This is a genomic window from Enterobacter sp. WPR_3_1, assembly GCF_003635055.1.
Classification (GTDB): domain Bacteria; phylum Pseudomonadota; class Gammaproteobacteria; order Enterobacterales; family Enterobacteriaceae; genus Enterobacter; species Enterobacter ludwigii.
Genome location: NZ_RBXU01000012.1, coordinates 255,888 through 276,224 on the forward strand (window position 1 = coordinate 255,888; position 20,337 = coordinate 276,224).

The 20,337-nt window shown below is 55.5% G+C and carries 19 protein-coding genes; 11 read left to right on the forward strand and 8 right to left on the reverse strand.

The annotated features are described in order from the left end of the window. Nucleotides 1–44: 44 nt before the first annotated feature. Nucleotides 45–1,490, reverse strand: a complete 1,446-nt coding sequence (locus tag BJ887_RS17875; RefSeq protein WP_121340214.1) for a M20 family metallopeptidase — start codon at nucleotides 1,488–1,490, stop codon at nucleotides 45–47. After that, nucleotides 1,490–2,800, reverse strand: coding sequence for a M20 family metallo-hydrolase (locus tag BJ887_RS17880; protein ID WP_121340215.1), 1,311 nt, complete (start codon nucleotides 2,798–2,800; stop codon nucleotides 1,490–1,492). The genes BJ887_RS17875 and BJ887_RS17880 overlap by 1 nt, the downstream gene beginning before the upstream one ends. A 175-nt stretch (nucleotides 2,801–2,975) precedes the next feature. On the opposite strand from BJ887_RS17880, the gene BJ887_RS17885 reads away from it, so the two are divergent. Beyond that, complete coding sequence (locus tag BJ887_RS17885) at nucleotides 2,976–3,887, forward strand: LysR family transcriptional regulator (RefSeq protein WP_014169834.1); 912 nt, start codon at nucleotides 2,976–2,978, stop codon at nucleotides 3,885–3,887. Nucleotides 3,888–4,242: 355 nt separating this feature from the next. After that, nucleotides 4,243–4,806 (forward strand): DNA endonuclease SmrA, encoded by a 564-nt coding sequence (smrA, locus tag BJ887_RS17890; RefSeq protein WP_020884302.1) that lies wholly within the window; start codon nucleotides 4,243–4,245, stop codon nucleotides 4,804–4,806. A 37-nt stretch (nucleotides 4,807–4,843) separates the two neighbouring features. Here the strand turns inward: smrA and BJ887_RS17895 are convergent, their stop codons facing one another. Next, complete coding sequence (locus BJ887_RS17895; protein WP_121340216.1) at nucleotides 4,844–6,505, reverse strand: methyl-accepting chemotaxis protein; 1,662 nt, start codon at nucleotides 6,503–6,505, stop codon at nucleotides 4,844–4,846. Between the two features lie 144 nt (nucleotides 6,506–6,649). Here BJ887_RS17895 and BJ887_RS17900 point away from each other — a divergent pair, with 144 nt between their 5' ends. The 3 genes from BJ887_RS17900 (at nucleotide 6,650) to umuC (ending at nucleotide 9,430) form a co-directional block, all read left to right on the forward strand. Further along, nucleotides 6,650–7,516, forward strand: a complete 867-nt coding sequence (locus tag BJ887_RS17900) for an aldo/keto reductase family oxidoreductase (protein WP_032678040.1) — start codon at nucleotides 6,650–6,652, stop codon at nucleotides 7,514–7,516. A 233-nt stretch (nucleotides 7,517–7,749) separates the two neighbouring features. Further along, the gene (gene umuD / locus BJ887_RS17905) at nucleotides 7,750–8,184 is read left to right on the forward strand and encodes a translesion error-prone DNA polymerase V autoproteolytic subunit (RefSeq protein ID WP_014169838.1); all 435 of its coding nucleotides are present in this window, start codon (nucleotides 7,750–7,752) and stop codon (nucleotides 8,182–8,184) included. Further along, nucleotides 8,168–9,430 carry a translesion error-prone DNA polymerase V subunit UmuC gene (umuC, locus tag BJ887_RS17910; RefSeq protein ID WP_121340217.1) on the forward strand — a complete coding sequence of 421 codons (1,263 nt, stop codon included), beginning with the start codon at nucleotides 8,168–8,170 and terminating at the stop codon, nucleotides 9,428–9,430. The genes umuD and umuC overlap by 17 nt, the downstream gene beginning before the upstream one ends. Before the next feature lie 7 nt (nucleotides 9,431–9,437). Here the strand turns inward: umuC and BJ887_RS17915 are convergent, their stop codons facing one another. Then, nucleotides 9,438–10,319: a LysR family transcriptional regulator gene (locus tag BJ887_RS17915; protein ID WP_121340218.1), complete on the reverse strand. Its 882-nt coding sequence runs from the start codon at nucleotides 10,317–10,319 to the stop codon at nucleotides 9,438–9,440. A gap of 97 nt (nucleotides 10,320–10,416) precedes the next feature. Between BJ887_RS17915 and BJ887_RS17920 the strand changes: the two genes are divergently transcribed. Further along, nucleotides 10,417–11,472: an SDR family oxidoreductase gene (locus BJ887_RS17920; protein WP_121340219.1), complete on the forward strand. Its 1,056-nt coding sequence runs from the start codon at nucleotides 10,417–10,419 to the stop codon at nucleotides 11,470–11,472. A gap of 66 nt (nucleotides 11,473–11,538) precedes the next feature. On the opposite strand, the gene BJ887_RS17925 is transcribed toward BJ887_RS17920, so the two are convergent. Beyond that, entirely contained in the window at nucleotides 11,539–13,047 is a 1,509-nt protein-coding gene (locus BJ887_RS17925; RefSeq protein WP_121340220.1) for a PLP-dependent aminotransferase family protein, read from the reverse strand. Between the two features lie 36 nt (nucleotides 13,048–13,083). On the opposite strand from BJ887_RS17925, the gene BJ887_RS17930 reads away from it, so the two are divergent. Then, entirely contained in the window at nucleotides 13,084–13,851 is a 768-nt protein-coding gene (locus BJ887_RS17930) for an arylamine N-acetyltransferase (RefSeq protein WP_025204325.1), read from the forward strand. A gap of 120 nt (nucleotides 13,852–13,971) precedes the next feature. On the opposite strand, the gene BJ887_RS17935 is transcribed toward BJ887_RS17930, so the two are convergent. Next, on the reverse strand, nucleotides 13,972–14,241 hold the full coding sequence (locus BJ887_RS17935) for a hypothetical protein (protein ID WP_068794561.1): 270 nt from the start codon (nucleotides 14,239–14,241) through the stop codon (nucleotides 13,972–13,974). A 56-nt stretch (nucleotides 14,242–14,297) separates the two neighbouring features. Beyond that, entirely contained in the window at nucleotides 14,298–14,645 is a 348-nt protein-coding gene (gene yajD, locus BJ887_RS17940; RefSeq protein ID WP_014169845.1) for an HNH nuclease YajD, read from the reverse strand. Between the two features lie 178 nt (nucleotides 14,646–14,823). Between yajD and BJ887_RS17945 the strand changes: the two genes are divergently transcribed. Continuing rightward, nucleotides 14,824–15,849 (forward strand): LLM class flavin-dependent oxidoreductase, encoded by a 1,026-nt coding sequence (locus BJ887_RS17945; RefSeq protein ID WP_014169846.1) that lies wholly within the window; start codon nucleotides 14,824–14,826, stop codon nucleotides 15,847–15,849. Nucleotides 15,850–15,945: 96 nt separating this feature from the next. Here the strand turns inward: BJ887_RS17945 and BJ887_RS17950 are convergent, their stop codons facing one another. Further along, nucleotides 15,946–16,989, reverse strand: a complete 1,044-nt coding sequence (locus BJ887_RS17950) for an AI-2E family transporter (protein WP_014169847.1) — start codon at nucleotides 16,987–16,989, stop codon at nucleotides 15,946–15,948. Nucleotides 16,990–17,410: 421 nt separating this feature from the next. Between BJ887_RS17950 and mdtJ the strand changes: the two genes are divergently transcribed. The 3 genes from mdtJ to BJ887_RS17965 all read left to right on the forward strand — a co-directional run bounded on the left by mdtJ (nucleotide 17,411) and on the right by BJ887_RS17965 (nucleotide 20,337). Then, nucleotides 17,411–17,773: a multidrug/spermidine efflux SMR transporter subunit MdtJ gene (mdtJ, locus tag BJ887_RS17955; RefSeq protein WP_032670478.1), complete on the forward strand. Its 363-nt coding sequence runs from the start codon at nucleotides 17,411–17,413 to the stop codon at nucleotides 17,771–17,773. After that, nucleotides 17,760–18,089: a multidrug/spermidine efflux SMR transporter subunit MdtI gene (mdtI, locus tag BJ887_RS17960; protein ID WP_014169849.1), complete on the forward strand. Its 330-nt coding sequence runs from the start codon at nucleotides 17,760–17,762 to the stop codon at nucleotides 18,087–18,089. Before mdtJ ends, mdtI begins: the two co-directional genes overlap by 14 nt. Before the next feature lie 85 nt (nucleotides 18,090–18,174). Next, nucleotides 18,175–20,337, forward strand: a complete 2,163-nt coding sequence (locus tag BJ887_RS17965) for a bifunctional diguanylate cyclase/phosphodiesterase (protein ID WP_020884293.1) — start codon at nucleotides 18,175–18,177, stop codon at nucleotides 20,335–20,337.

A 20,337-nucleotide genomic window follows, 5' to 3' on the forward strand; every position in this document is an offset into this window, starting at 1 on the left:
GGGCGTTCCTCGGGACTGTTGTTGTGTTGTTGTGTTGTGTTTTGTTATTTTAAAGGTGACGGCGTCACGCCTGCCGGAATCGGACACATGTACGGCTTTTCGGTGATTTGTTGTTCGAACTCTTCCCGGCATTGTTGCAGCAGCGTTGCATCCTGGAGCAGATTTAGCGCGGTTGCGCCCATCACTTTACCGGCCAGCAGCATGCCTTTATGAGCAATGGAGGTTCGCCCCTGAGCCACGAGTTGCCAGGTATGCAAAGGCGTTCCGATGGTAAAGCAGGGGCTGAAACACTGTGCCACCGGCATTTTCCAGCTGACATCGCCCACATCGGTTGACCCGGCCAGTACGTTATCGGTAATGGCGTAAGGTGCGACCTCATCTGTCAGTAACATCTCCTGCTGACGGCGCGCAAAAGCGTTACCGGCTTCTCCCCCCGTCGCGGCAATGTTCTTCAGGCTGTTTTGCAGGTCATTTGGCGTTAGCGTGGCACGAATATCCTGCGCAAACTGGCGCTCCTCTTCCGTCCACTCCGGCGTGCCGTAATGCTGCAGGGCGCGATACATCGCCGCTTCGAGCGTGCGATTGGGCAGGTAGCTGGAGCAGGCTTTATCAAAGCGACACGCAACGGTGGTTTCGGTCATCATTGCCGCGCCCTGAGCGATTTTCTCGATACGTTCGTAGATCTGCTGCGCATCGGCCATTTCCGGCGCGCGGATCAGGTACAGCACTTCAGCCTGCGCCTGCACCACGTTGGGTGAGATTCCACCGGTATCGGTGATAGCGTAATGAACGCGCGCTTTCTCAATGATGTGTTCGTTGAGGAAATTGGTGCCGGTGGTCATCAGCGTTACGGCATCCAGCGCGCTACGCCCCAGATGTGGCGAGTTAGCAGCATGTGCCGCCACGCCGTGAAACCGCCAGGCGGCCTGAATATTGGCCAGCGTGCTGACGTTAAACATGCCGGCAAATGCTTCAGGGTGCCAGGTGGCGGCGGCATCAACGTCATCAAACAAACCTTCGCGCACCATAAAGGTTTTCCCTGAACCGCCTTCTTCACCAGGACAGCCGTAGAAACGCACGGTGCCGCTCCCCCCGTGCTGCTCCAGCCAGCTTTTCACCGCAATGGCACCCGCCAGCGCTGCCGTTCCCAGCAAATTGTGGCCACAGCCGTGGCCGTTGGCACCCGGCGTGGCGGACTGTGCCGTCGCGCAGTGTGCCTGCTGGCTCAATCCGGCCAGAGCATCATATTCCCCCAGCAGGGCGATAACGGGTTTACCGCTGCCGAAGCTGGCAATAAAGGCATTCGGAATCCCGCCGGCTTCACGGGTCAGATTGAAACCTTCCGCTTCCAGCGCGCCGGCAATCCGTTCCGCGGACCAGAACTCTTCAAAACGCGTTTCAGGGTGATCCCAGATATCGTCGGCAATGTCGGTTAACAGCTGACATCGTGTGTCGATGGCATCGGCAATAAAAGCGTAGTTCTCCTGCATTACACACCTCGCGTCCACGGGAAATTAAGCGCAGTGCGCGCCAGCGTTTCGATAGCGAGGTTCATGACCTGCTCATCAAAATCAAATTTTTCATTGTGATGACCTGCGCTTAACTCGGTACCGAACACCATATACGACGCCATTCCGCCATTCTGCTGCACGCGGGCCATCATCAGCGTCGCGTCTTCGGAACCTGCGGGGGCGTTGACTCTGTCAATGGCCTGCACCACGCCGGTCACCTGGCTTGCCTGCTGGCGCAGATAATCTACCCAGGCCGGTGTAGGGGCACTGGCGGTGGCGGCGCCCATCAGACGCATCTCGACGCTCACGCCGTAGAGCGCCGCCGCACCGGTAATCACAGCCTGCGCGCGTTCAAAGACGTACTGGTTAATGGCTTCGCTTACGCCGCGGGTTTCTACCTTGAGCAGGGCGTTAGCCGGCACGACGTTGCGTCCGCTGCCGGCCTGCATCACGCCGACATTCACCCGCGATGCACCTTCGCTGTGTGGGGCAATGCTGTGAAGCGCGATAGCGGCCTGAGCCGCGGCGAGCAGGGCATTACGGCCGTCCTCCGGTTTACCGCCGGCGTGTGCGGCAACCCCGGTAAAATGCGCATCGAACTTGGTGGTGGCCATAAAGTTATCGCTGCCGCAGATCACCACACCGACGGGCACACCGGTGCCAATGTGAATCGCGGTGAAGTAGTCCACGTCGTCGAGCGCCCCGGCGGCCACCATGGCGCGAGCGCCTCGGGTGCCTTCCTCGGCAGGCTGGAAGATCAGTTTGATGGTGCCATTGAGTTGCGATTCATTCTGCTTAAGCACGTGCGCCAGCCCCAGACCAATGGTGGTGTGGCCATCGTGTCCGCAGGCGTGCATCATCCCCGGGTTGCAGGAGGCAAACCCGTCGCGGAACGGGCGATGGCTGTCATCGAGTGCTTCGCTTAAATCCAGCGCGTCCATATCCACGCGAAACGCCAGCGTCGGGCCTGGGCGGCCGGTATTCAGGGTCGCCACAATGCCGGTAAATCCCCCTTCAAACGGGGCCAGCCATTTCTCTGGTGCGCCTTGCGCCCGGGCGCGAGCAAACTCTCGCGCCAGCGTGGCGTCATCGGGTAATCCCATACGGCTTTCGGCGTCCACCACGTCGCGGCCCATCGCCAGCGAATAACCCAGCTGGTCTAAGATTTCCGCGACTTTCGCCGCCGTGCGAAATTCGAGCCATCCGGACTCCGCGAAATGGTGAAAATCGCGACGCCATGCGCTCAGTTGTGGGGCTAATGTCTGGATGTACTGCGCCAGTGATTCCATATCTGTTCCTGTCATCATTAAAATATGTGAACTGCTTCACGCTGTGATAGTTTTTACTTATCACTAACCGTTTTTTCACAGTTTTAACCGTTCAGGAATTACCCTCGCACATCCATTTCCATTAAAGTAGATGACAGTTTCTTTACTCTGATAAACAACGGTTATCGGTCGGGCTATGTCATTTCAGATTAAATTTCATCAAATCCGGGCGTTTGTTGAAGTCGCGCGTCAGGGCAGTATCCGCGGTGCTAGCAGGACGCTTAATCTTTCGCAACCGGCGCTGACCAAATCGATCAAAGAGCTGGAAGAGGGGATGGCGGCGCAGCTTTTTGTGCGCAGGAGTAAAGGCGTCGCATTGACCGAGTGTGGGGAAGGGTTTTACTCGCGCGCCAGGCTGATTCTGGAAGAGTTACGCGCGGCGCAGGATGATATCCGCCAGCGCCAGGGGGAACTGGCCGGGCAGATTAACATTGGAATGGGAGCCAGTATTTCGCGAAGCCTTATGCCCGCGGTGATCACCCGCTTTCATGCACAACATCCGCAGGTAAAAGTCCGGATTATGGAAGGGCAACTGGTGTCGATGATCAATGAATTACGCCAGGGCGAGCTGGATTTCACCATCAACACCTATTATCAGGGGCCGTACGATCATGAGTTTACGTTTGAAAAATTGTTTGAAAAGCCTTTCGCCGTATTTTGTCGGGAAGGGCATCCGGCGACGGGCGCGACATCCATTACCGAATTGCTGAATTATAACTGGACAATGCCGACGCCACGCGGGAGTTATTATAAGCAATTAGAAGATGTTTTTACTCATCGCTCGCAAATACCGCGCATTGACGTTGTCTGCGAAACGTTTTCTTCCTGCATTAGTCTTGTTGCACAAAGTGATTTTTTAAGTATCCTGCCAAAGGAACTGGGCTGTGACCCGCTGCTGGCGCACCGTCTGGTTATGCTGCCCGTTGTCGAATCGCTACCTAAAGCGGCCTATTATTTAATTCAGCGCCGTGATTCTCGTCAGACACCACTGACCGAATCGTTAATTACGCAATTCAGAAGAGAGGCGCGGAAAATAGTATCGGAGTGAAGCGGGGAGTAAAATAAAAAAAACAGAGCCTGTCCGACATCAGACAGACCCTACAACACACAGCAGTGCTTCCCTTCGCAGATCCTGAATGTTATATCCGTGAAGCAGGTTTATTTAATTATAACAGCCAACCCTCAAAAAGATATGTTTTAGCATCATTGATTCCACATTTTTTTAACCTAAACTTTCTGTTTTATGTGTGCTGAAATTTAAGTTAAGTCGCGTTTAACTTTTGTGGAGAAATAATTTTTATATTCATCAGGTTAATATTTATGCCCTCATCCTGGGGGGCGGTTATTGAGGCCCATGCCTGGCGCAGGTATAGTACAGGCTCAGATGTAGCGGGAGGATGTCCATGAACCCTGACGACAAATCACTTTTTCTTGACGCCATGGAGGGTATCCAGCCCCTGAAGCGCTGCACGGATATTCACTGGCAGCCGAGCCGCAACACGCGGACGCGTCAGGAGATTGATACCGAGCAACTGGATAACTTCCTGACCCTGGGCTTCCTGGAACTTCTGCCCCTGGAGGAGCCGCTGGCGTTCAGACGGGAAGGGGTGCAACAGGGCGTTATTGATAAGCTCCGCTCGGGTAAATATTCCCGCCAGGCCAGCTTAAATCTGTTACGCCAGCCCGCCGAGCGTTGCCGGCAGATGCTGTTTTCCTTTATCCGCCAGGCTGGACGCGATGGATTACGTAACCTGGTGATCATTCATGGAAAAGGGCGGGAGCAGAACGCCCATCCCAACGTGGTACGCAGCTATCTGGCGCGCTGGTTAACCGAGTTCGAGGAAGTGCAGGCCTTTTGCGTGGCGCTGCCGCATCACGGCGGCAGCGGAGCATGCTATGTTTCGCTACGAAAGTCTGACGAAGCGAAACAGGAGAACTGGGAACGGCACGCTAAGCGCAGCCGTTAAGTGCTTCTGGCGGGCGAGACGTTCGCCCGCCTGTCACTCAGAAGGTTTCCCAGTTGCTGTCGGTGGCGGTGTTGGCCGTTGCCGGGCGTAACAGCTGTGGGGTTTTCACCGTGGCCGGGCGGGGCGCGGTGGCTTTTTCCTTTCCGTTCAGGCGAAACGCTGCCACAGCCTGGCGCAGTTGTTCCGACTGATCTTCCAGGGCCGCCGCCGCCGTGGCGGATTGCTGTACCAGCGCGGCGTTTTGCTGTGTGACGCTGTCCATCTGCGAAACGGCCAGGCTCACCTGTTCAATGCCGCGGCTCTGTTCATCGGACGCCGACGAAATCTCGCCCATGATATCGGTCACGCGGGTGACGGCAGCGACAATCTCCTTCATGGTTGCGCCCGCTTCGCTGACCTGCTCTGAACCGGTATTCACCCGGCTGACGGAGTTCTCAATCAGCCCTTTGATCTCTTTCGCCGCCTGCGCACTGCGGCTGGCCAGCGTGCGGACTTCACCTGCGACGACCGCAAAGCCACGACCTTGCTCCCCGGCACGCGCGGCTTCCACCGCCGCGTTAAGCGCCAGAATGTTTGTCTGGAAGGCAATGCTGTCAATCACGCCGGTAATGTGCGCAATTTGCTGCGAGCTGTCGGCGATTTCGGTCATGGTACGGACAACGTTATCCACCACGTGACCGCCACGGGCCGCCGTTTCTGAAGCGTTCTTCGCCAGTAGCGTAGCCTGACGGGCGTTGTCGGAGTTCTGTTTAACCGTTGCTGTCAGCTCTTCCATGCTGGCTGCCGTCTCCTCCAGCGAAGCCGCCTGTTGCTCGGTGCGGGCAGACAGATCGTTGCTTCCGGCGGCTATTTCACCTGCGCCTGTGTAAATGGAGTCGGTGCTACCACGCACGGCGCTGACGGTGGTCACCAGCGACTGCTGCATCTCATGCAGACCCGCCGCCAGTTGGCCCATCTCATTGCGGCCAGACAGGGCGATATCCTGCGTCAGATCGCCGCCCGCAATGGCGCGAATATGGTTCATAATCATGTGGAGCGGTTTTAACAGCAGGTGTTGTAAACCCTGCCAGATCACCACCAGCACCGCGATAACGGCCAGGAAGATCGCTGCCAGCGTCCATTGCATCTGGGTAAAGCTGCTCTGGTTCTCTTCGGTTGCGGCTTTCAGCAGGGTGTTGTTTTCGGCGCGCCAGCGGTTATAAACCCCTTCCATATCGTCCTGGGCCTGTTGGGCATCCAGATCGCCATAGGCCTGGTAGTTGTCGGCACGCAGATACGCAATGGAGAGACGCATCACTTCGTGCATCTGGCTCCATGATTTCTGCATTTCGTCGGTTAATGCCGCGTTCTGGCCGTTAACCTGCGGCATTTTCTGCCACTCTTTGTTATAGGCTTCCGCTTTAGCCAGAGAATCAGTCGCGGTGCCAAGCAGTTTGTTGATCGCCGCAAGGGACGCCGGGTCGCGCTGGTTTTTCAGGTAGCGGATCGCCACGCGGGTGACGGTGACGCGCGTTTTGATCAGCGTGTTCACGCTGTCGCTCAGGCTCTCCTGCTGGGCATTGAGCACCCCGGAGTTCTGGAAGTTATGGCGGTCGTTGCTGACGGCAGAGTAGAACAACCCTCCCGTGACAACTTGCAACAGACAGAATATGGTGAGAGCAAAGATAATACCGGTAATCACGTGCAGATTTTTCAGCATAGCGGTCGTCCGTTAGAGAAGATGCAGGGTTACACAAATACTATCGTCGTAGAGAAATTAAACTTTAATTTAACTCGCGCTTAACTACGGGGTCTGTTAAGGAACTCGTTGTAAATCCGGATCATTTTTATGAGGAAGGTCGACATGAGCAGCATTGATAAAAGCGGGACGTACGCACTCGGGTCGCGGACGGTTAAACGGCTTGGCTATGGCGCGATGCAGCTTGCCGGGCCGGGCGTGTTTGGTCCTCCAAAGGACAAAAATGCCGCGCTGAATGTGCTCCGCGAAGCGGTGGCTGCTGGGGTGAATCACATTGATACCAGCGATTTTTACGGGCCGCATATCACCAACCAGCTGATCCGCGAGGCGCTTCATCCGTACCGCGACGATCTGACGCTCGTCACCAAGATTGGTGCCCGTCGCGGCAGTGATGCTTCCTGGCTGCCGGCCTTCTCCGCGCAGGAACTGACGCAGGCGGTACATGACAACCTGCGTAATCTGCAGCTGGATGTGCTGGATGTGGTTAATCTGCGCATCATGTTCAGCGCTCACGGGCCAGCAGAAGGCTCAATTGCTGAACCTCTCGCCACGCTGGCCGAGTTACAACAGCAAGGTTTGGTGCGCCATATTGGCCTGAGCAACGTCACGGCCACCCAGGTTGCGGAAGCGCAGAAGATGGTGCAGGTGGTGTGTGTGCAGAACATGTACAACATCGTGAACCGTGGCGATGATGCGCTGGTGGATTCGCTGGCGCAGCAGGGGATTGCGTATGTGCCGTTCTTCCCGCTGGGCGGTTTTACACCCCTGCAATCATCCGGGCTGCAGGCGGTCGCTGATTCGCTGGGCGTAACGGCAATGCAGGTCGCGCTGGCGTGGTTGCTGCAACGTTCGCCGAACATCCTGCTGATCCCCGGCACCTCCTCCGTGGCGCATCTGCGACAAAATCTTGCGGCGGCGGAGCTGGTGCTCCCGGCTGACGCGCTGGAAACGCTCAATTCGCTGGCGGATTAAGCCAGACAAGCATAAGCCCAAAGCAGTGCTTTGGGCTTTTTTGCACCGGTTGAAACCTGGATGTCGTTGCCGCAGGCGTTATCTGGCTATTCTTTCGCCGATGCGCAGGATACGGCTGAATTAAATCCGCTCACACTTCAATGCGTTTGGGGTAACCCCCGTAAAGGACCTTGATCCTTGTCCATAATCCGTAATACTGTATTTATATACAGTATCTGGCGAGAAAGGCATTTATGGACACTCTCTTTTCTTATTATCCAAAGCAACCTCTTGAATTACCGTTATTTGTAGAACGCGTAGCGTGTGGTTTTCCAAGCCCGGCGCAGGATTATGTGGAAGATCGTCTCGATCTTAACCGCCTGGCCGTCAGGCATCCCAGCGCGACCTACTTTGTGAAGGTGAGCGGAGACTCGATGATCGGCGTTGGGATCGGCGATGGCGATCTGCTGGTCGTCGATCGTTCGTTAAACGCCGTGCACGGGGATATTGTGGTGGCATCCGTCGCGGGTGAGTTTACGGTCAAAGAGCTGCAGACCCGCCCGATCCTGAGGTTAGTGCCGCATAACGTTCGCTATCAGCCGATCACGTTTCAGTCCGAAGAGGAACTGCAGATCTTCGGTGTTGTCACCCACACACTCAAAACGCATAAACATGTTCGCGCTGGTTGATGTGAACAGCTTTTATGCCTCCTGCGAGACGGTGTTTCGGCCCGATCTGCGGGGCAAACCCGTGGTGGTGGTCTCCAATAACGACGGCTGCATTATTTCGCTGTCGCGGGAGGCAAAGCAGTTCGATATAAAAATGGGCGAGCCGTATTTCAAATTCAAAGAGAAGCGCTTTCCCGCGCGGGTTTACGTCTTTAGCTCGAACTATGCGCTTTATGCCGATCTCAGCAGCCGGGTGATGCAGACGCTGACCGACTTCGCCCCGGCCATAGAGATTTACTCCATTGATGAGGCGTTTGTGAACGTTGCTGGCGTCAGCAACTGCATGGCGCTGGAGGCGTTTGGTCATCATATGCGCACGCAGGTGTTTAAAAATACGGGATTAACCGTTGGCGTAGGCATTGCCCCCACGAAAACGCTGGCGAAGCTGGCCAACTATGCGGCAAAGCGGTGGAGCAGCACGGGAGGCGTAGTGGATTTATCGGATCGCGAGCGGCAGCGTAAACTGCTGGCGCGCGTACCGGTAGAGGAGGTGTGGGGCGTCGGGCGGCGCATTACCAAAAAACTTAATGCGATGGGCGTCACCACGGCGCTGGATCTGGCACAAGCTTCCTCGTGGGTCATCCGCAAACATTTTAACGTTGTCCTGGAGCGCACGGCGCGCGAGCTGCGCGGCGAGCCCTGTCTTGATCTGGAAGAGTTTACGCCCACGAAGCAGCAGATTATCTGTAGCCGCTCGTTTGGACACCGTATTACGCAATACGAGGAGATGCACCAGGCCATTTGCGCCTACGCTGAACGGGCTGCGGAAAAGCTGCGCAGCGAGCATCAATATTGTCGCTTTATCAGCGTGTTTTTACGTACCAGCCCGCATGCGGACAACGAGATTTATTACGGCAATCAGGCGTCTGTCACCCTGATGACGCCCACCAATGACTCGCGCGATATCATCCGTGCCGCCACCGATGCGCTGGGGCGTATATGGCTTGACGGCTATCGCTACATGAAAGCGGGGGTGATGCTGGCGGACTTTTTCAGTAGCGGCGTCGCCCAGCTGAATTTATTTGACGATAACCGTTTGCGCGCCAACAGCGCGGCGCTGATGGCGCTGATCGACAGCGTGAATCATTCCGGGAAAGGGAAGATATGGTTTGCCGGGCAGGGGATTGAGAAATCCTGGGCGATGAAGCGCGAGATGTTGTCACCGGCTTATACGACGCGGTACGCGGATTTGCCGGTAGCGAAGTAGACGCCGGTTATTTGGCAAGCGTCGGCAGGATTTGTTCGATCACCTGTATCACGCTTCTGACGCGTTGTGGGATAAAGCGGGCGTCGGGGTAGACGGCATAGAGATACCGGTCAGGTAACCGCCAGGCCGGTAATACCGGCACCAGCGTGCCGGCTTGCAACGCCTTTGCCGCAAGCGGCAGCTGCATGCCGCCAATCCCGAGGCCTGACTCCAGCGCCTGTAACAGGGCGTCACTGGTGTTGGCACGAAAAACGGTATGCACTTTCACGTCAATTGCTTCCTCACCGGCGATCAACCGTAGAGGCGCATCCCGTGGGATGCCGCTAAATCGCACATGGGGATGTGCCGCCAGTTCGCTGACGGAGTGTACCGCCTGAAAGCCGGGAGCAGCGAACAGCGCGGTTTCAATCCGCATCAGCAGACGTGCCGCATGCGATTGCGGAGGCTCAGCGCTAAGGCGTAGCGCGACATCCACCCCTTCGCTCACCAGGTCGGCGATGCGGTCATCGAGGGACAGCGTCAGGTGCAACGCCGGATGCAGGCGCTGAAGCGCCAGCAGAGGGGGCAAAACGATCTGCCCCAGACCGCTTGGCAACTGAACATGGACGCTGCCCTGAAACTGATGATCGGCAGGGTTCAACCGTTTCTCCGCTTCCTGCATGGCATCCAGCAAAAGCTGCATATCACGGCGATAACGTTCACCCTGCTCGGTGAGCTTCATCATTCGCGTTGTCCGATGCAGTAATACCACCCCGAGCTCCTGTTCCAGGGCGGCAATCTGCTGGCTGACGGCAGACTGCTTCATTCCGCTCTGACGAGCGGCTGCCGAAAAGGAACCCGCTTCTGCGACGCGCAGAAAGGTGGAAATGGCGTTGAGCTTATTGTTCATTTAATGTTTTTTCTTATAAGTGCCATCGAATTCAGGGGATATGTAGGGAAAAAATAATATATCACACTGTGTCTGTCACCCTAACTGGAGAAACACCGTGAATAAGATGCAGCCACAAAACGTCGCGCTGGTCGCTGGCGCCAGCGGGATCGTAGGCAGACAGCTCGTCAAAACGCTCCTGGACAACAAATGGCAGGTGATTGGCCTGAGCCGCCATGCCTTATCCCATTCTGATGCTATTTCGTTGATCAACGTTGATTTACTGGATGCGGAGGATAGCGCCAGGGCTTTGCAAGCCGCTGGCGAGATCACCCATATTTTTTACAGCGCCTGGATGAATGCCGGGAGCTGGACGGAAATGGTTGAACCGAACGTCACGATGTTGCGTAACCTGGTCAGCAATATTGAAAAAACGGCGTCTTTGCAGACGGTAAGCCTGATGCAGGGATACAAAGTGTATGGCGCGCACCTGGGACCGTTCAAAACCCCGGCACGCGAAAGCGATCCGGGCGTACCCGGGGCAGAATTTAACGCCGCTCAGCTCGCGTGGCTCCGTGATTTTCAGCGGGGAAAACGCTGGCACTGGAATGCCATCAGGCCAGGCGTGGTGGGCAGTTCGGTGCCAGGCAATACCATGAACCTTGCGCTGAGCATCGCACTGTATGCGTCCCTGTGTAAGGCTCTGGGTTTACCTCTGCGTTTTCCCGGTTCGGAACAGACCTGGCACAGCATTGTTGATCATACTGACGCCGAATTGCTGGCGGAGGCAACGCTGTGGGCAGCCACATCACGTAGGGCTAACAACCAGGCTTTCAACGTGAATAATGGGGACATCTGGCGCTGGAGCGAGCTGTGGCCGCGCATCGCACGCTGGTTTGAACTGGACTCTGCGCCGCCGGTCAGATTGTCATTCCATCAGTTGTTTAAGGATTATCGTGCGTTATGGCGCGACATTGCCGGGGAGCGGTTGGTGGAGGCGGATATTTTGCAGCTGAACGACGGGCATTTTGCCGATTTTGTCTTTAGCTGGAATTATGACATGTTTGGCGACGGCAGTAAGCTCCGCCGGTCAGGGTTCACGCGAATGCAGGCAACCGATGAGATGTTTTTCAGCCTGTTCTCGCAGCTAAGAGCGGCACGTATTATTCCGTGAAAAAAGGGGAGTGCGTTTCTGACGGCAGTAAAAAACGCGAACCCGGATGCAGGGAGTAAAGAGCGCTCAATGTTCACTTTCTGGAATAAGGCCAGAGGAGCCGGCCAGTTCATGACAAAGCGCGCCAATCCGATCCACCGCATTCAGCAGGAGGGGCGTGGGTTCGTTGGCACAATTTAATCGCAGGTAATTCGTTAAGTGTGCGCGGGGGGAGAACAGCGGCCCGGGGCTAACGCCAATGTTCAGTGCCAGCGCGCGGCGGTGCACCTCCAGTGCATTCACCTGGTGTGGAAGTTCAACCCACAACAGGAAACCGGCAGCCGGCACGTTAACGCGCGTGCCGGGAGGGAAGCTTGCCTTGACGCGCGCAATGACGGCACCAATCCCCTCCGCGATGCGCCGCTTTAGCCGCCGCAGATGACGATCGTAGTCGCCACTGGCCAGGATTTCGCTCGTTGCGGCCTCAAACAGCGGCGCGCCTGCCCAGTCTCCGGCCATACGCGCCTGCAGGACCTGGGCGTGGTAACGTCCGGCCGCAATCCAGCCGATGCGCCATCCGGGCGCAAGCGTTTTAGACAATGAACTGCAGTAAATGACATTCCCGCTCTGGTCGAACGCTTTACAGGCCGGAGGACGTTGCCCTTCGCCGACCAGATCGCCATAAACATCGTCCTCAATTAACGGGATACCTGCATCTTCCAGCAGGGCAACAAGTTCCTGCTTGCGGGGGACGGACATACTGGCGCCCAGCGGATTTTGCACGGTGGGCGAGGCCAGAACGGCCGCTGGATGATGGCACCGAATAGCATCGGCGAGCGGCGCCAGCAACAACCCTTCTTGAGGATCGGTTGGGATCTCCAGCGCCTTCAGGCCCAAATCTTCCAGCAGCAATAGCGTACCGAAATAGGCGGGTTGTTCTATCGCCACCACGTCGCCAGGCTGGCACACAGCCCGCAACGCCAGACGCAGCGCCTGTGTCGCGCCAGCGGTGATGATGAGATCCTCTGCACCAAAACGGCCACCCCATTGCGCTGCCCGGGCGGCAATCTTACTGCGCAAATCAACCCGTCCCGGAGGCAGACTATAGCTTTGCCCACGCGCTTCCAGACGTCGACCTGCAGACTGCAGCGCACGTTGCAGGGTATCGCCTGGTAGCCACGCGGGGTCGGGCAAGGCAGCCCCCAGCGGTATCAGCCGGGCTTCTGCACTACTGAATAACGATCGGGCGACGGCTGACATTGTCACAGGCACGGGGCCGGGCAGGGAACGGGTGGGCTGCACGCATCGGGACAGGCGGGTCTGACGGACGTAGTAGCCCGAACGCGGACGCGCAACGATCAGGCCTTCGGCCTCAAGGCAGCGGAGTGCTTCCAGTGCCGTCGGGAGACTGACCTGTTCGCGCTCGGCCAGTTTACGTGCAGAGATCATCCGGTCGCCGATTTGCAACGCGCCTGAAGCCAGCGTAAGACGCAGCATCTCAGCAATCCGACGGTAATGGGGGGACGGGGCGGCCATGGGGATCTGTGCAGTCAAATTTTCGATAAAACTGACTATACAGCCAATGAAGTGCCCCATCTATAGTGTCCGGCATGTTCCAGACAAGGAGGCACTATGCACAGCGATAATTTCGATATTTCTGCCTATTTCAGGCGCATAAATTATACCGGCCCGGCGGCTGCCGATACTGCAACCCTGCATGCGCTTATGCGCCATCAGCTCTTTTCGATACCCTTTGAAAATGGGGATGTACAGGCGGGTAAAGTTGTCTCGCTGGTACCCGAAGACATTGCCGATAAGCTGTTGAGGCAGAAGCGCGGCGGCTATTGCTATGAGGTGAATGGGCTATTTGCGATGGCGCTGGAGGCATTGGGCATTCGCTGGCGTTTTGTCGCGGCGCGCCCGATGTTCTACCCGGTGCGTCGGCCTAAAACCCATATGGCACTCATTGCTGAGATTGACGGTCGTCAGTGGCTTTGTGACCTCGGGTTCGGTAGCTACGGCATCCGTGCGCCGATGGCGTTAGACATGCTTGATACGGATATCCGGCAGGATTTCGACACGTTCCGGCTGACCCGTAACGCTGAGGGTGAGTATCTGCTTCAGGCACGGGTGGAGGGTAAATGGGCCAGTCAGTACGGCTTTGACCTCTCTCCTCAGGAGTGGATTGATTTTGTGCCTGCCAACTACCTTAACTCCACGCACCCGGACGCCATTTTTGTGCAGAAGCTGCTCGTCGTACAGCATCGCCCTGAAGGACGCCAGATTTTGCTGGGTAACGTGCTGAAAACGATCACCGCGCAGGGCGTGGAAACGCAACAGCTGGCAGAAGATGATATTGCCTCTGTACTGAAAAATTGTTTTGCGCTGACGGTTGAGTGATCCGCAGGGGGACGCTGGACTGTATCGAGTCTGCGCATGCGTCCCCGGCTTATCATCGACAATGCGGACTGTTAAATACAGAGGCTACCTGAGACGTCTTCAGGGCAGAAACCGTATCCGCTACGTAAAAAGCGTCGTAATAATCGACCAGATAATATACAGAGAAAGGATACCCTGGATGCTACTTAAAGCCCACCGCAAGTAGCGCCACTGGTAGCGTTCTCTGGCATTGGCCTCGGCAATGGGGCCGGTAGCGTCAGGGGCTTCTTTTCTGAAGCGCTGCAGGGTTTGATGACACCACCACACCAGCAGTAATACCAGCACGGTTTTCGTGAGCAGTGAGCCATAAGCATTGAAAAAAACGTCCCAGTAGCAACGGAGTGTATCCATATCCTTTTACCTGTAACTGTGCGGCCCATATGACGAAGAGGGGCAATATTAGGGAATTATTTTTTCTTATTCATCATCGCTTTTAGATCGGCAAACGGGTTGAAAGTGGCCACGCCCATGTCTTTTTGCGCGTCTTCACCCGCCACAACGGTAGTACCGTACTGATCTGCTTCGGTGTATTTCGAGTGTTCATGGTCGTGGCAAAACAGGCACAACAGCTCCCAGTTGCTGCCATCTTCCGGGTTATTAGTATGATCGTGATCGATATGGTGAACCGTGAGCTCGCGCAGGTTTGAATAGACGAACTCGCGTGAGCAGCGTCCACAGACCCAGGGATAGATTTTTAATGCCTTTTCACGGTAGCCACTTTCCAGTCGCGCGTAGTTTTTAGGGATCAGAGCCATTGCCGGTTTTACCTGCCAGGGAAAAAGAAAGACGCACTATATCTCATTATGGGGCGTCATTGCGATCCGCTCAATTCAGTCAATTTATTTGAATTATTCCGTTAAATAAAGGGCATTTATTCTCCCCGGGTAATGCGTAAAGTAGAGATAACGCAAAGCATCATCAGGATATCTCGTTATGAAAAAGATCGGCTTTTTGTCATTTGGTCACTGGACACCGTCACCTCAGTCCGGCACGCGTTCCGCGGCGGACACTCTGTTGCAATCCATCGACCTGGCCGTCGCCGCTGAAGAGCTGGGCGCAGACGGTGCTTATTTCCGTGTGCATCATTTTGCCCGTCAACTCAGCTCTCCGTTCCCCTTACTGGCGGCGATCGGTGCGAAAACGAAAAGCATCGAAATCGGTACTGGCGTGATCGATATGCGCTATGAAAATCCGATGTACATGGCGGAAGATGCGGGCGCGGCGGATTTAATCTCCGGCGGACGTTTGCAGCTGGGGATCAGCCGGGGCTCTCCGGAGCAGGTCATTGATGGCTGGCGTCATTTTGGTTATGTCCCGCAGGAAGGGGAAAATGAATCAGATATGGCGCGCCGACACACCGAGGTACTGCTCGAGGTGCTGCGCGGAGAAGGGTTTGCAAAACCGAACCCACAACCCATGTTCCCAAATCCACCGGGACTGCTGCGCCTGGAGCCACATTCCGAAGGTTTACGTGAGCGCATCTGGTGGGGCGCAGGGTCGAACGCGACAGCGGTATGGGCTGCAAAACTGGGGATGAACCTGCAAAGCTCAACCCTGAAAGATGATGAAACCGGTGAGCCATTCCATATTCAGCAGGCAAAACAGATCCGCGCCTACCGACAGGCATGGGCGGAAGCCGGGCATACTCGTCAGCCGCGCGTCTCGGTCAGCCGCAGTATTTTTGCGCTGATGGACGATCGTGACCGCATGTACTTCGGCGCAAGCCGGAACGACAGCGATAGCGTGGGTTACCTTGATGAGAAAACGCGCGCAATTTTCGGACGCAGCTATGCCGCTGAGCCTGAAAAGCTGATTGAGCAGTTGAAACAGGACGAAGCGATTGCCGAAGCGGACACCTTATTGCTCACCGTGCCGAACCAGCTCGGAGTGGATTACAACGCGCATGTTATCGAATCCATTCTGAAACATGTTGCACCGGCAATGGGATGGCGCGAATAGCCATTTTGTTGTGCGCCGGGCGCCGCGCGCGAAGGCCGTAACGCCTGCCTGTCTCGTCACCCCCGGTAAGGGGGACGAGACAGGTATCTACGAAGGTTATTCCACTGGCTTATGGCTCATATCGCTCAGCAGCACGGCGATACTTTGCCCGCCCGCCGTCTGTTCGAGGCCAATCTTCACAATGATGGTCAGCGGAACGGAGAGCAACATGCCGACCGGGCCGAGCAGCCATCCCCAAAATATAAGAGACAGAAATACCACCAGCGTGGACAATCCCAGACCGCGCCCCATCATGCGTGGCTCAAGAATGTTCCCGAACACCAGGTTAATCACCAGATACCCGGCCAGCAGAATCAGCGCATCATAGAACCCACTGAACACCAGCACCTGCAGAATAGGGGGAATGGCGGCCAGCACCGAACCGATGTTGGGGATATAGTTGAGCGCAAAGGCCAGTAATCCCCAGACGAACGCAAACCGGACATCCAGCGCCATCAGCATTCCCCAGACCACGGCCCCGGTGACCAGGCTAATGGCGGTTTTCAGGACCAGATAGCGGGAGACGCTATCCAGCGCGCGTTGAATCGCTCCCATGCCTTCAACCGGACGGACCATTATTTGCTGCAGTTTTGCGGGCAGTTGCGGCACTTCCAGCAGCATGAACACCACCGTTAAAAACAGCAGGAAAATCGAGGTCATGGCGTTAGAGAGCTGCGCCAGCAGGCCGGTGACGAGGGTCATGGCGGCATTCGGATCAATGTACTTCAGCAACTCCTCAACGGACACTTCGATTCCCGCACGCTGCAGCCAGGGTTCAAGCTGCAACAGCGGTATCGCCAGCGACGAGCGGTATTTCGGTAACGTTCGCGTCAGTTCATTGAGGGAGGTGCCGAGATAAGCGACCAGCAGCACCATGGCAATAATAATGATGCTGATAAGCATCGTGATTGCCAGCACGCGCGGGATGCGGAACCGCGTCATGCGCTGTATGAGCGGGTTAAGGATCACCGCAATAAACAGGGCCAGAATAAACGGCACGATGATGTCGGCGGCAAAACGAACGCCCGTCAGTATGATCACCAGCATGCCCAGCATGATGACAATTTTTAGCCCGTTCAGGGTAATGATGGGTTTAGCCATGGGGGTTCCTGAATAATATTTTTATTTATAATAAAGGCGAAACCCGTTTCAATAAACTAACCAAAATCAAACGGGATGGGTAAAGAATTGAAAAGACTTTGAGTAAAAGCCTTACTTATGGTACAAATTTGGCGTGTTCAACTACCGAGGACAATTTTCATCCGCAAAGACGAGAAGCAACAACGCGGATAATTGTAATTTTATGGACAATTTGTTCAGGACGTATTCTTCAAACAACACCGCTGTATTTTTCACTTCCTTCTGCCTTCTTTCTGGTGAGCAACACTGGCGCAACGCGCTATAGTCACATCTTCTGCCTGAGCTGGCGCTACGCGCTTAGCTGTCTGATTTAATTTCATATTTTTGGGTTTGCTGCACGCAGCAGGCCACGATGGATTATATTCTCAAGCAGGAGAAAAACATGTTTTACTGGATTTTATTAGCCCTTGCTATTGTCGCTGAAATTACCGGCACGCTGTCTATGAAATGGGCAAGCGTCAGCGATGGCAATACCGGCTTTATTTTAATGCTGGTGATGATTTCACTTTCCTATATTTTCCTGTCGTTTGCAGTGAAGAAAATTGCGCTGGGTGTGGCCTATGCGCTGTGGGAAGGGATCGGTATTTTGTTGATCACCCTGTTCAGCGTCTTATTATTTGACGAAACATTATCAACAATGAAGATTGCCGGGTTAACGACGCTGGTAGCAGGTATCGTGCTGATTAAATCGGGTACACGCAAACCGACTAAGCAGCCGAAGGAGCAGACCCATGCAGCAGTTTGAATGGATCCACGCGGCCTGGTTGGGGTTTGCCATCGTGTTGGAGATTTTAGCGAACGTCCTGCTAAAATTCTCTGACGGTTTTCGTCGTAAAATTTACGGACTGTTGTCGATTGCCGCCGTACTGGGGGCGTTCAGCGCCCTGTCACAGGCGGTGAAGGGTATCGATCTGTCCGTGGCCTATGCGCTGTGGGGCGGGTTTGGTATTGCCGCCACCCTGGCAGCCGGCTGGGTGCTGTTCGGTCAGCGTTTAAATAACAAAGGTTGGATTGGACTGATATTGCTGCTTGCCGGCATGATCATGATAAAACTCGCCTGATACACGTTAAGCCATTATTTACAGGCAGCGAAATTCGCTGCCTGTATTACTCTTAAAAAAAGCAAAACATTGAAGAGGATGGCTAATGTATCGCACATTAAGCTGGCGCAATATTCCCACCGCGAGAACATTGTTTGCCATGATCTTCATGGCGGGGATCGGCTTAATCATCTCCATTGTCGCGCTGCTCTATTTATCTCTGCACCTGATCAGCACCAAAACCAATGAAATTGACGAGCACCGCACCACGCTTTCCGTGCAGGGTGCGATACAAACGTCGGTTAACCGTGTCTCGACCCTGGTGATTGATAATGCCGTCTGGGACGATGCGGTACGCGAGGTCTACCGCCCAAAGCTCGATACCGAATGGTTATACAACACCTGGGGAGCGGGCTTTAAAGTCAATAACCTCTATGACGGCACTTTCGTGCTGGATGAGCATTTCAACGTTATCTGGGGATCGTTTCAAAGCCAGCCTTTTGCGGAGACGAATCTCGACTTTTTTGGCAAAGGCCTGCAAGCGCTTATTCAGCAGCACGGACGTGAATTACCCAGCCAGAAGAATATTTATGCCGGGATCACCCGAACGCGTCACGGCGTCGCGTTTGTCGGAATAGGGCTGATCCGACCGATGATCGGGCGATTGCAGGTTAACGACGGTACACGCCGCTATCTGGTGATTACCCGCCATTTGAATAGCGGCATATTATCCGATCTGGGGCAGACCTTTCAGATTGATAACCTCAACTTTACCCCGGATAAAATCAACAGTCTGAGTATGCCGCTGCGCAGTTCTGCTGGGGAGTTACTGGGTTACCTCAACTGGCAGGCACGCCTTCCTGGCGCGCAGGCGGCCCGGGCCGCATCATCCGATATTACGCAGATAGTGGTGCTGGCATCGGTGCTGATCCTGCTGTTCATTATGGTGAGCTGCGTGGGCCTGTACAAACTGGCCCGCGGAGAAAGCCAGGCGCGTCTGGTCGCCAGAACGGACTGGCTAAGCCATCTGCCGAACCGCCGCGCACTCATTGAAGCGCTGGACCGCGTGAGTTTGCGTGGCGATATTGACGTCAAAAGCGTGGTGTTTATCGATCTGGATGGCTTCAAGGACGTCAACGATATCTACGGCCACAGCGTCGGTGACGATCTCATTGTGACCATTGCCAAAACGCTGAATGAATGCGTTCCACCGGGCGGGATGCTGGCGCGCATGGGAGGCGATGAGTTTGCCATGACCATCGGCGGTGAAGGGGCAGAAGCGCTGGCGACCACCTTTGCTGAATCCGTACTGGATTTTCTCAATACCCCTATTCGTCTGGGGGAGCGCACCATTCATATCGGCGCCAGCATCGGGATTGCCAGCGGAACCCTGATTGAATGCACCAGTTCCGAGCTGTTTCGCCGCGCCGATATCGCCATGTACCATTCCAAAATTAGCGGGAAAGGGCGTGTCACCCACTATGACGCGGCGCTGAATAACGCCCGGGAACGCAAGCTTGCGATTGAAAACCAGATCCGTAACGGACTGGAGCGAGACGAGTTTGAGGTCTGGTACCAGCCGATTATTGACGCCCGCAGTCAGAAAATGAGCAGTGTGGAAGCGCTGGTTCGCTGGCCGCGTCGCCCGGAAGGTGAACTCGGTCCGGATACCTTCATTTCCATTGCGGAAACGAGCGGGCTGATTTACAAACTGGGCCAGTTTGTTTTGCAGCGTGCCTGCCAGGATCTGGAGCCGTACAGCGAATTGAAGCTCTCCGTTAATATCTCCCCGGCGCAGTTTCGCGACCCTGAATTCGAAGAAAAAGTGGCCTGGGTTCTGGAAAGCACCCGTTTCCCGGCCAGGCGACTCCAGCTCGAAGTCACGGAGACCTATGTGCTGGAAAACCCCGAGCGTGCCCGCACGGCGATTGCCAACCTTAAAGCGCTGGGCACCGCGGTGGCGCTGGATGATTTTGGCACGGGCTATTCGAGTATTGGCTATTTGCGGCGTTTTAATTTCGACACCATTAAGATTGATAAATCACTGGCCGGGCTGGTGGACAACGATGAGCAGGCGGCGGCGCTGGTGAGCGGCACGGTGAGGATCGCCAATGCCCTGGGCATGGCGGTGGTCGCTGAAGGGGTGGAAAACGAAAAGCAGATGAAATTGTTACGGCTGGCTGGCTGCGATCAGCTGCAGGGATTCTGGTTCAGCCAGCCGATGCCGATTGAATCAATCAGGGCGTTACGTCAGGTCAGACAGTGCTGA